Origin of the sequence: Maribacter sp. PR66 (genome assembly GCF_028464205.1) — a bacterium.
Classification (GTDB): Bacteria; Bacteroidota; Bacteroidia; order Flavobacteriales; family Flavobacteriaceae; genus Maribacter; species Maribacter flavus.
Genome location: NZ_JAQPCH010000011.1, coordinates 107,223 through 119,821, shown reverse-complemented (window position 1 = coordinate 119,821; position 12,599 = coordinate 107,223). Strand labels below are relative to the sequence as shown.

Annotated in this window: 6 protein-coding genes; all 6 read right to left on the bottom strand. The window is 44.2% G+C overall.

All coding sequences use genetic code 11. The annotated features are described in order from the left end of the window. The coding region (locus PP181_RS16420) for a beta strand repeat-containing protein (protein WP_430905222.1) at positions 1-1,690 on the bottom strand (1,690 nt) is incomplete at its 3' end. 326 nt (positions 1,691-2,016) lie between these two features. Next, on the bottom strand, positions 2,017-3,150 hold the full coding sequence (locus PP181_RS16415; RefSeq protein ID WP_272637874.1) for a right-handed parallel beta-helix repeat-containing protein: 1,134 nt from the start codon (positions 3,148-3,150) through the stop codon (positions 2,017-2,019). A gap of 57 nt (positions 3,151-3,207) precedes the next feature. Next, complete coding sequence (locus PP181_RS16410; RefSeq protein ID WP_272637873.1) at positions 3,208-5,754, bottom strand: Calx-beta domain-containing protein; 2,547 nt, start codon at positions 5,752-5,754, stop codon at positions 3,208-3,210. A 189-nt stretch (positions 5,755-5,943) separates the two neighbouring features. After that, positions 5,944-7,890 carry an OmpA family protein gene (locus PP181_RS16405; protein ID WP_272637872.1) on the bottom strand — a complete coding sequence of 649 codons (1,947 nt, stop codon included), beginning with the start codon at positions 7,888-7,890 and terminating at the stop codon, positions 5,944-5,946. A 9-nt stretch (positions 7,891-7,899) separates the two neighbouring features. Continuing rightward, positions 7,900-8,853 (bottom strand): PorP/SprF family type IX secretion system membrane protein, encoded by a 954-nt coding sequence (locus PP181_RS16400; RefSeq protein ID WP_272637871.1) that lies wholly within the window; start codon positions 8,851-8,853, stop codon positions 7,900-7,902. A gap of 12 nt (positions 8,854-8,865) precedes the next feature. Continuing rightward, on the bottom strand, positions 8,866-12,423 hold the full coding sequence (locus PP181_RS16395) for an Ig-like domain-containing protein (protein ID WP_272637870.1): 3,558 nt from the start codon (positions 12,421-12,423) through the stop codon (positions 8,866-8,868). Positions 12,424-12,599: the final 176 nt, after the last annotated feature.

The following is a 12,599-nucleotide window of genomic DNA, read 5'->3' as shown; positions in this document are numbered from 1 at the left end:
CGTTGGTCGTATTGGTGTCCGTCGCAGCGGCGATGTCCGCCAAAGCTATCGTTACCGTTCCTCCGTCACTGTCCGTCAAAATAAGGTTCGTGCCGTCCTCAGTTAATGAGGTGTTGGTCGTGTTCGTGTCCGCCAATGCGGCGATGTCCGCTACCGGTACGCTCACAGTTCCGCCATCGCTGTCGGTGATCACCAAATTCGTCCCCACCACCGCGAAGGTCGCGTTGGTCGTATTGGTGTCCGTAGCGGCCGCGATGTCCGCCAAGGCAATGGTCACCGTGTTGCTATCGGAATCCGTCAATATAAGGTTCGTGCCGTCCTCGGTCAAGCTCGTGTTCGTCGTGTTCGTGTCCGCCAAGGCAGCTATATCGGCTACCGGTACGCTCACAGTTCCGCCGTCGCTATCGGTAATCACCAAATTCGTCCCGACTACCGCGAAGGTCGCGTTGGTAGTGTTCGTGTCCGTTGCAGCGGCGATGTCCGCCAATGCAATGGTTACCGTGTTGCTGTCGCTGTCCGTCAGTATAAGGTTGGTGCCGTCTTCCGTCAGACTGGCGTTCGTCGTGTTCGTGTCAGCCAATGCGGCAATATCCGCTACCGGTACGCTCACAGTTCCGCCGTCGCTATCGGTAATCACCAAATTGGTTCCGACTACCGCGAAGGTAGCGTTGGTAGTGTTCGTGTCCGTTGCAGCGGCGATGTCCGCCAATGCAATGGTTACCGTGTTGCTGTCGCTGTCCGTCAGTATAAGGTTGGTGCCGTCTTCCGTCAGACTGGCGTTCGTCGTGTTCGTGTCAGCCAATGCGGCAATATCCGCTACCGGTACGCTCACCGTATTGTTTTCGCTATCGGTAATCACCAAATTGGTTCCGACTACCGCGAAAGTAGCGTTCGTCGTGTTCGTGTCCGTCGCAGCGGCGATGTCCGCCAATGCAATGGTTACCGTGTTGCTGTCACTGTCCGTCAATATAAGGTTGGTGCCGTCTTCCGTCAGACTGGCGTTCGTCGTGTTCGTGTCAGCCAATGCGGCAATATCCGCTACCGGTACGCTTACAGTTCCACCGTCGCTGTCCGTGATGACCAAATTCGTCCCTACCACCGCGAAGGTCGCGTTCGTCGTGTTCGTGTCCGTCGCAGCGGCGATGTCCGCCAATGCAATGGTTACAGTATTGCTATCGGAATCCGTCAATATCAGGTTCGTGCCATCTTCGGTCAAACTGGCGTTCGTGGTGTTGGTGTCCGTTAAAGAGGCTATTTGTGCTAGTGGAATACCTACCATATTTCCATCTGAATCCACCATGACCAAATCTGTTCCCATAACCAAAAAGGCGTTATTGGTGGTATTTGTGTCAATCGATGCTGCAATATCGGCTAAAGCTAGAGTTACCGAATTTCCATCAGAATCGGTCAAAATCAAATTAGTTCCGTCCTGAGTAAAACTTGCATTTGTAGTATTATTATCCGTAGCGGTCAATTCCCAAGAATCACCATCCCAGAAATAGATGGTACCTGTATTGGTATTCACATATAAATCGCCGAGGTCCGCTCCTGCAGGAGTTACAGATCCAGCAGCGGTAACAGCAGTTCCCTGTAATACCTCACAGTTACATTGGTCTTCCAATGTTACGGTCGTTTGTGCGAACGTGATTCCGGATATAAATAAAAATATCCATAAAATTCTTTTATCCATCGCCTTATGTTTACTTAAGTACTTTGTCATTTTATGATTGACCCTGTTATTATCGTTGTTCAAATCCATAGTTAGTTGGTACTCTATTTCCACCGTAGGCACACCACGGCATGTTAATTCTTTACAAAATTAGATTTACACCTAGCCCAGTGAAATAATTGTTGTGTAAGTGGAATTTCGCACGGTCTACGTCCTGAAAAATGAGGTTATAGCTTTTAAAAATGTTCAAAAGATAGCGGGTACTTTATCGATTAGCCCAATATTTACAGTGGCTTTCAAAGGTACGCTTGTAGCCAAAAAACTACACTTATATTGTATTATACAGATTAGTTCTTCTTTATCCGGTAGGTAATCCTCTTGTTCGTAATCAAGGAGTTTGCCCTAATTTCACTTAAAGGAGAAAACTCAGAAGTGCTATTTGACAACGTTGCGGTAGCCGTAATCAACTCGCCAATGGTCACTCCGGGAGGTAACGGAATGGTGAACTTTAATTTGTTGGTGTTGTCCGTATTTCCGTCCATATCGGTATATGGTAGAACATTTGAATCCTGATCCGACCCGCTGCCTTCGACCAAGGTTGCAATATACACCTGACCTTCCCCATAGTCCCTTAAAAGACCCAATTGATTGTCCCCGGTACTGGCATTTCCTTCGTTAATATCGGTCGTAAAAAATTCCAAGGTCGCTCCAGGTCGTGACCAACCTTCCACTGTTAATGAAGTAGCGCTTCCATATACACCCGATATGATAGGGAAATTGAGGCTGCCGTTAGGTCCACCATCGGCATCGTTCAAATCATTTAAGGTAACACCATCGCCTAAAATATCTATACCCAAGGCTGGTGCATTAGTACCATTTGCATAAAATGAGTTTCGACTAATAAGATTACCACTTCCGGAACCAACTAGGGTAATACCCGCACCACCGTTGCCATATATCACGTTATTGGTTATCTGGGAGTCGCTACCTGCCAATTTTATACCCATATCTTCAGGTCCACCACTACAGTTTCCCCCGTTCTGGCCAGAACCTGTAATCGTATTATCAGATATGATAATATTGCCTAAGGAAGAAGCTGCATCTATTCCCAAAGAGGCCGCATTCTCAATTAAGTTTTGTTGTATAACTATACCACTACCCCCATTGATTAGGATGTTATCATCACAAGCGGCGTCACCATTCGAGGTAATATGATTGTTCTGGATAATGTTTGATGTTCCACCGTTGATAAGTATACCACTATCTGTAGTGGTGGCAATATAGTTGGAATCTACCAACAAATTTCCGCCTAAATTCTCTACTGCAATGTCGATATTACCTGCATTTACCCCAGAGGCACTTACTCCCAACAGGTTGTTTTGAATGTCAATACTTCCACCATCTATCCGAATACCCGCATTGTTGTTGGCATAAACTGAAAGATTCCTAATTTGGGTATTATTCGCATTTATTTTAAACACATCACCACCATTCCTATGGACTTGAATCTCCGGTAAATCATAATTTGGTAAGGCTAGTCAAGAAATTCCTACTTGAGTTCCCCCACCACCAACAGTACCGGTATTGGTGTTCCCCGAATAAGCTGTCTGGGTTCTACCGTCAATTTTTGTATTGTCCGAGCTTATATTACTTAGAGGGTTTCCATTTGAAATAAAAATATCAAAATAACCTCCGGAATAATTTGAATCTGCCGTTCGACCCAATGGATCGCTTGAAGTGGATATCATAAAGACCGATGTGTCCTCTCCCGATACCGGATCAAAGAGCGCGTTTGCTTCAATATCAAGGCCTGTCTCATCAAGGTTGTTGGAATTTACTATAAACTGCTCCAGAGATCCCTGACCGTCCTCGTTTGTGTTCACAATGGTATTAAAATTATAACCAAAATCGATATTGCCCAATCCTCCTCCAGCAATGGTTACGGAGCTAACGGATTGAGCTCCACTGAAAGTCCCAGCACCAACGTCTTCTTGGTCTGGGAATGCCCCTCCAATCTCGTCAGTAATGTAATTGTAAGAGGTACCATTATGGGAAGTTCTAAATGTCTGTATTGGCCAACACGCAGTGCAGGCGGTTCCCCCTCCTCTACTGGACCTAACCGTAGAATTTACTACGCGAATATTATAGGTTCCATCCGCCATACCGCCAAAGGCATATTCTCCGTTGGCATCCGTGGTCTCAGAATTCCATAAATTACCTAGATTGTCATAAATCTCTACCGTAGCACCTTCCACAGGAATACCGGAAGATGTGGCCATGTCTCTTCCCGATCCTCCGCCGTAATTTATATCCTCAAAAACGGTTCCTGCTATCAAGTTTGATTGTACCTTGAGCACGACAGCATTAGATATTACAAAGTCCTGACCCATGGCTACATTGGCCGTGAATTGGGTATCGCCAGGGTCTAGGATACTCGTTAGGTCGTAAGTGTCCCAGTCCAAGCCGTATGATGTGGTAATATTTATAGTTGTAGGTGTAGTATTATCATAAATGGTACTATTATAGGGATTATTCCCAGTCTGTCCTCCATCACCGGTTAAATCGACGGCTGGATCTCCAGGCACACTGATGGATAAATTTTCTACCACCGTGCCTGATCCGGCACCCACGATGTTTTCATCGCCTTCCCATGATAAAAAGGAAGCTTTTGACCCTGCCCCGCTGATAGCATAAAAACTATCCAATGTATAACTGTTTGTATCATCGCTTATTCCATAAAAGCCTTGGTACACATTTATTGTTGATACAGGTAAAGATGATTCCTCATAAAATACCATAAGTGCCCAACCTCCCAATACCGTTGAGGAACTACAGTAGGTAGCTGAATTATCTATATCTAAATCCGTAAACGTGAAATCAGCCGTGTTTAAATATGCCTTTGCCTGTACAATGGAAGTTACATCACTTACATAGCCGTTAAACTGCCTTGTAGTAATGAAGGAAGTATAGGCCTGGTCCGCTGTAACGTTTTGTCCTTCAAAGGTCACATTTGTATCCAATGTACCATTGGAATGGGCCCAATACAGATATGCCTTTTCAATAGTGGCACCTACAGGAACATCAACCAAAAGGGGTGCCTGAGAAGTTGCTTGTATCTGACAAGCATCGTTGTTGGAATTATTATTAGGAAGGGTTCTTAATGATCCTCCCGTGGAAGTGTAGTCAAAGTTACCATTGAACTCTCGAACCAGTACTAAAGGAGGGTTAACTTGAACTTCATCATCGTTAATAGTAATCGTTCCGTTATCAGTAATATCAACCGAAGGATTACTTGAGCCAGTTAGGTCCAAAATGAAACTTTCCGGCCCCTCAAGTAAACTATCATCCAATATTGTAACCGTCACCGTTTCAGTATCTCCAACGGTACCAGAAAAATTTAGAGTTCCAGAATTAAAGTTATAGTCCGACCCACTTACAGCAGTATTGTCAACAGTTTGAAAGTTAACGCTAAAACTACCAGTATTAGTTGCTGTATGGGTCACCGTAATGTCAACAGTACCAGCAGTTTCATCTACGGAAACATCGGTGATTTCAACTACTGGGTCATAAAATGCCGTAAATAACACATTATCGATAAAAATAGTATCTCCATTTTGCCAGTCAGTATCCCTGGGATAAAAAATGATTGCTGGATTGGAATCGATTTCGGCAGCGGTGAGATTGTATGTTATGGTACCAGTAGTATTACTGTCTACACTCCCTACCAAATTCCAAAACGCCGTATTACTGTTATAAATGTATACATCCATGATTTCTCCACCCCTAGATGTACCGTCAAAATCCAAGGTCAGTTGAACACTTGATGCTCCTGCCAATGGTACAAATCGATAAATCCAATCATCATCACTATTAGAAAAGCGCAAACGCCCTGAAGTAATTCTTGTAGAACCACTACCGGGATTGTTATTATCATTGTTCTCAATCCAATTAGAACTAAAATTCTGACTACCATCATTATTTGAATATGAAGCAGAACTAAAATTATCCCTAAAGGTCTCCTGACTCCAGGAAACATCAGCAGCTACCATTAAAGAGATAATCAAAAGCAGTTTAAAGAACTTCATTTCTATACAACTTTTTGCAATTAAACGAAGTTAAAGCTTGAAAAAGGTATCAATAAACAATTGTTGTGAAAGGGCTAATCGATGAAGTGTGGCCCTTAAAAAACGTTATTGGGTTATATTCAAAGCGGCACCCAAACAGAAAAAGGCAGCCAATTTGGCTGCCTTTTCGTATTAGTATTATTGTTCACTTTATTCGAAAATAATGAATTCAGACCTTCTATTGACGTCATGATTGGCCGCAGAGCATGGAACTCCATCGGCACATTCGTTCAAAAGCTTAGATTCACCGAATCCTTCGCTCAATAATCGGTCTTTGGAAATACCCTTATTGATCATGTAATTTACCGTTGATTCCGCCCTTTTCTGTGACAGCCATAAATTATAGGCCGCAGGCCCCCTACTGTCCGTATGGGAATTGACCTTGATTTTTAGACTGGGATATTTTTCCATGGCCGCGATTACCTTTTCAATCTCGACTTCGGAGTCTTTTCTAATATTATACTTATCGAAGTCGAAATAGATGGTACTCAATTGTAGGAGTTTTGCCAAATCATCGCCGTAACCTGCTGTCACCCTATCCCTTTCCAAATAAAAGTCGATGATTTTTGGTTTGCCATCGGATACGCCAATATACTCCTCATGGGGAGTATATCCTTCCATCAAAGCCCGTACAAAGTTGCCTTGGTTACAATCCAATACCAAACTATAAGTACCCTTGGAATCCGTAATCGTGGACAAAAGTTCTTCGTTGTCCTCATTGATCACTTTTACCGTGGCTCCCACCAGAACCTGATTTGAAATTTTGTCCCTAACCGTACCTGTAACCTGTTGTATGCAATCAAAAACCAAGGGTTCGTTTTCAATAAAGGCGTAGATATCGTCATAGCCCATTCCGTCATCCCTATTGGACGCAAAATAGCCTTCTCTGTTCTCCTCATTAAAGATAAACGTAAAATCGTCCTTAACGCTATTTACAGGTTCACCCACGTTCATTATGTTCCCGTTGAAGTCCTTCCTTTTTATTTTTGTTCCGAAAACATCCAAGCCACCTAAGCCCGGGTGGCCATCCGATGAAAAATAGAGAATTTCCTCCTCCGTCACGAACGGAAATGTTTCACGAGCCTCCGTATTTATGTTACTCCCTAAATTTACGGGGGTACCAAAAGTACCGTCCTTATTGATTTCTACCATGAAAATGTCCGAGGCACCGAGGGTACCTGGCATGTCCGAAGCAAAATACAATGTTTTTTCATCCGGACTAAGCGCAGGGTGCGCCACCGAATAAGAGTCGCTGTTGAACGGAAGTTCCTCCACCTCGCCCCAAATGCCATCATCCATCATTTGGGCCCTAAATATTTTTAGCCGAATAATGCCCTCCTCGTCCTTTTTATATTTTCCCTCCACGATATTATTTCTGGTAAAATAAAGGGTTTGGCCATCGTTGGTGGTTATGGAAGTGGATTCATGTAGCCGGGTATTCACATAATCGTCCAATTTTACCACCTTGCTTCGTGTGGCACTATCGGCATTCACTTTATATAAATCCAAAAAATCCTTGCCGTTCCAAGTGTGCCTATTTCGGGCAAAGTTTCCGGTATCCCTATCCGAAGAAAAAATTAGACCTTCCTTGTAAAAGGATGGGGCAAAATCCGAATAGGGCGAATTGTATTCAAAAGTTTTCAATTCATATCTTCCGGAGTTCTTTTTTATTTCTGCCAGGTAATCTTCCGCGCTCTTAAATTGCCGGGCCCTGACATCGTTACCCGTTATTTGGGTAAATTTGTTCATTATCTCACCCGCCTTTTCATATTCCTCCAAGGATTTTAAAGTTTGGGCGTATTTGAAATAATCCTCCGCACTCACTTCGCCTTCAAATTCGTTCACCAATCTATTAAAAGTTTCCCCGGCTTCTTTGTAATCCGCATTGTAATAATAGGAATTCCCCAATTTTCTTAGCAAATCTGCGGAAACATAACCTTTGTCCAAGACTTTTTTATAAATATCTATGGCAGGACTAAAGGAATATTCCTCGTACTTTTCATTTCCTTTTTTTAAAAACCGTTCCTGGGCAACCAAAGTTCCCGAAACCAATTGGGCCATTATTAGCAAAAAAAGGATATGTACTTTTTTAAACATGTGCATATTTTAAAAGAATCGGGGTGATACCAAACGTTGAAAAGATCTGACCAATTCAAATCTTAAAAAGACCTCAAAAGAACCGTCATTGAACTGGGTTCCACCAAGTTCCGTCGTTTCCCTATCGTAGGCCAGTCCCAACATGAACTGTTCAGATACTTGAAAACCTACCAAGGCACTAAGCGCGGCATCCCAACGATAGGCCGCACCAAAGGTAAATTTATCATTAAACATGAAATTGGCGGACAGGTCCACTTGTAGAGGGGCTCCACCCACCACCTTGGTCAATAAAGCGGGTTTGAACTTTAAGTTGCCGTTCAGATCAAAAACGTAACCTGTTATAAAGTAAAAGTTGATTCTTTCCTGTGAAACAAATTGAACGGAACTTGCGTCCCTGTTGGTATTATCAAAATATTCCGTCTGCAACAAGTTGGGGGCGGATAATCCAGCATAAAAACTATTGGTGTGATAGTACATCCCCAATCCGAAATTTGGAGAAAATCTACTGTCAATATTATCGGTACGGACCACCTCGTTGTCAAAATTTCTAAGCTTGGCAAAATCTAGACTTAAAATGTTTCCTCCAGCCTTTAATCCGAATGAAAGTTTTGCGTCCCTTGAAACATCAATGGTATAGGAAACCATGGCATCCAAATAGGTCTCTTGTACGGTTCCATCACCAATTTCGTCATTTACAATGGACACCCCATAACCCAGTTTACTATTTCGTATGGGGGAATGAAGGTTGAGTGTAAACGTACTTGGGGCACCTTCCAATCCCACCCATTGGGAACGGTACAGACCTGCCATACTTAATTGACCCCGAGATCCCACATACCCCGGATTCACGGTCATCGTATTGTACATGTACTGTGTATATTGTGCATCCTGCTGCGCACTTGCCCCCTCTAGAAAGATAAAAGTAATAGCTAAAAAAGTTAGTATCCTGTATCTGATATTCATATAGTTATGCTTTTATCTGCTGATGTAAATATACTCACTATCCACAACATTCTCTCCGTCCAAAGTGGTGTAATTAAAAATGTAAAAATAGACTCCCGATGGCAAATATTCTTCCACACTTAAGGTTGACCTACCTCTAGAACGGCCATCAAAAACGTTGGTCTGATTATTGTAGTTTTCCCCTTCGTATACCGAAACGCCCCATCTGTTAAAAATTCTCAAGGTACTCTGTCTGATATTTTCTGTACCACGGATGAATAGAAAATCATTGCGTCCATCCCCATTGGGTGTTAGCATTTGATTAACTTCCACTTTTAGGCTCGTAATTTCCTCCACGGTAATACTGACTGTTGCCGTGTCGCAGTTCCCATCCGTATCGCAAACGGTATACTCGAAACTGTCGGTTCCGCTAAAACCTTCCCGTGAAGTATAGGTTACCGTATCATCTGAAATATCGCCCGGGGTTCCGCCGTCGTTAATTTCCACCGTTCCATTTGAAGGGGCAGTTACCGTTAATTCTCCATCCATAGGTATTCCGGAATCATTGTTTAGAATATCAATTTCAATGGAAGTATCCTGTGGCGTGGAAACTTCATCGTCCACAAGATCCAATATTGGTGGTGTCCCCACGGTTATGGTTACCGTAGCTGTGTCGCAGTTCCCTTCCGTGTCGCAAACGGTATACTCGAAACTATCGGTTCCGTTGAACCCGGCATCCGGGGTGTAGATAAGTACATCATCCGTGATATCCTCCGGAGTTCCATTATCGTCAATCGCTACGGTTCCGTTGCTGGGCTCGGTAACCGTCAACTCCCCATCCGAAGGAATTCCCGTGTCATTGGCCAACACATCGATATCAATAACCGTATCCTGTGGCGTGGAAACTTCATCGTCCACCGCATCCAACATTTCTGGTGTGCCCACCATTATGTTTACCGTAGCTGTGTCGCAGTTCCCTTCCGTGTCGCAAACGGTATACTCGAAACTATCAGTTCCGTTGAAACCATCTTCTGGAGTATAAACCAATACATCATCCGTGATATCCTCCGGAGTTCCTCCATCATTTATCTCTACTATTCCATTGGTCGGTTGGGTCACAGTAAGTTCCCCGTCTGATGGTATGTTCATGTCATTTGCTAATACATCGATATCGACAACCGTATCCTGTGGCGTGGAAACTTGATCGTCCACCGCATCCAGCATCTGAGGTGTTCCCACCGTAACGGTTACAGTTGCCGTGTCGCAGTTACCGTTGGTGTCGCAAACGGTATACTCGAAACTATCAGTTCCATTGAAACCATCTTCTGGAGTATAGATCAATACATCATCAGTGATATCGTCTGGAGTTCCTCCATCATCTATCGCTACTGTTCCATTGGTCGGTTGGGTCACAGTAAGTTCCCCTTCTGATGGTATGTTCATGTCATTCTCCAATACATCAATCTCCGTTACAGTATTCTCAGGGATTGAGACCTCATCGTCTACAACATCAACTATCTCTGTCGATGGATCTAAATAATCGGGCGTACCATCACTATCGGTGTCGTCATTGGTTGGGTCGCCATCCCCGTCCGCATCCTCATCTGGCGTGTCGATACCGTCCCCATCGTCATCAAGGTCACGGTAGTTCACGTCCTCCGTCCCGTCCGTATCCGGCAGGTCGTTGGCCGGGTCGTCGATTTCGTCGTTCACATCAAAACCGTCGTTGACATCGCTGCCCTCGTAGCCATCGTCCAATCCGTCGCCATCGGTATCGGTACCGGTAAATGTCTGGTCAGGGATACCGTCGAAATTGAAGTCGTTGCCCTCATTGTTGTCCGGCACGGAATCATTGTCCGAATCGTTATCCAGATAGTCCACCTCGTCAGTACCGTCCGTGTTCACAGGGGTAAGACCATCTGGATAGGCACTGTTCACGCCATCGTTGCTTGCATAGGTAGCCGCGTCGTCGTCGTTCGGTGCTATGTAACCGTCCGTAGTCTGCGCCTCCACATTGTCCGGGATGCCGTCGTTGTCGCTATCGATGTCCAAATGATTTGGGTATCCGTCACCATCGGAATCCAAGGGATCTGTCAGCGGGTCGTTGTCACCGTCGAGGTTTGGATCTTCAACGGTATCCAAAATCCCGTCATTGTCATCGTCCAAATCGGCGCTATCAGGGACCCCATCACCGTCTGTGTCCGTACCTGGGGAATCGGGGTCAAGATAATCGGGCGTACCATCACTATCGGTGTCGTCATTGGTTGGGTCGCCATCCCCGTCCGCATCCTCATCTGGCGTGTCGATACCGTCCCCATCGTCATCAAGGTCACGGTAGTTCACGTCCTCGGTCCCGTCCGTATCCGGCAGGTCGTTGGCCGGGTCGTCGATTTCATCGTTCACATCAAAACCGTCATTTACATCGCTGCCCTCGTAACCATTTTCCAGACCGTCGCCATCGGTATCGACACCGGTAAATGTCTGGTCAGGGATACCGTCGAAATTGAAGTCGTTGCCCTCATTGTTATCAGGGACCGAATCATTGTCCGAATCGTTATCCAGATAGTCCACCTCGTCAGTACCGTCCGTGTTCACAGGGGTAAGACCATCTGGATAGGCACTGTTCACGCCATCGTTGCTTGCATAGGTAGCCGCGTCGTCGTCGTTCGGTGCTATGTAACCGTCCGTAGTTTGCGCCTCCACATTGTCCGGGATGCCGTCGTTGTCGCTGTCGATGTCACGAAAATCTGGAAATTCATCCAAATCTGAATTTATCGGAGTAATTCCACTGGAGCCGTAACTATCATCCAAACCATTAAAGTCATTGTCAAAACCACTCGGCAAAACGTATCCTGACGAAGTCTGACTTTCTCTAATATCTAATATTCCATCATTATCCGAATCCAAATCCCTAAAATCAGGAATACTATCTAAGTCAGAGTCAATTGGGGTCAGACCCAATTCATAGGCATCATCAATATCATTACCATTAGCATCTCCAATGGGAGCGATATAACCTGAACTAGTTTGTGCCTCCAGCTTATCTTTAATACCATCGCCATCTGAATCGAAATCCCGAAAATCTGGAAATTCATCCATATCTGAATTGACTGGATTAATTCCAAAACCATACGGGCCTTCATAAGCATCATCCAAACCATTGAAATTTTCATCTAGACCAGAAGGAGGAATAAAATTTAAATAGTCTTGGGCCTCAACATTATCCCGTATACCGTCAATATCAGAGTCCACATCCAAAAAATCCGGTATTAAACCATTACCTCCAAGCCCAAAATCAGAATTCACCGGAACAATACCAAAACCATAAGAGCCTTCATATGCATCATCCAGACCATTTATGTTCGCATCAATTCCAGAAGGAGCAACATAGTTAGCAGTTAGCTGACCTTCCACATTGTCAAGAATACCATCATTATCCGAATCGACATCCAAATAGTTGGGAATACCGTCATTATCTGAATCCGTTGGGTTTGTAGTAAAATCGTTATCCCCGTCAAGGTTCAAATCTTCGATGGAATTGAGAATTCCATCATCATCCAAATCTAAATCGTCATTGAAGTTTAAAATCATTGAATTAGAATTTTGGAAGGTATATTGGGCAAATAGTTCCTTATTCCAAACTAGACAAACCAAAATATAAACTACGAAAAGACTTTTTGAATATGTTTTAGAAAGTAATGTTCTTTCCATGCTGGGACAGTTATTGTTAAACAAAAGTCATAGCATCTCTGAAAAGTGTAGTAGGA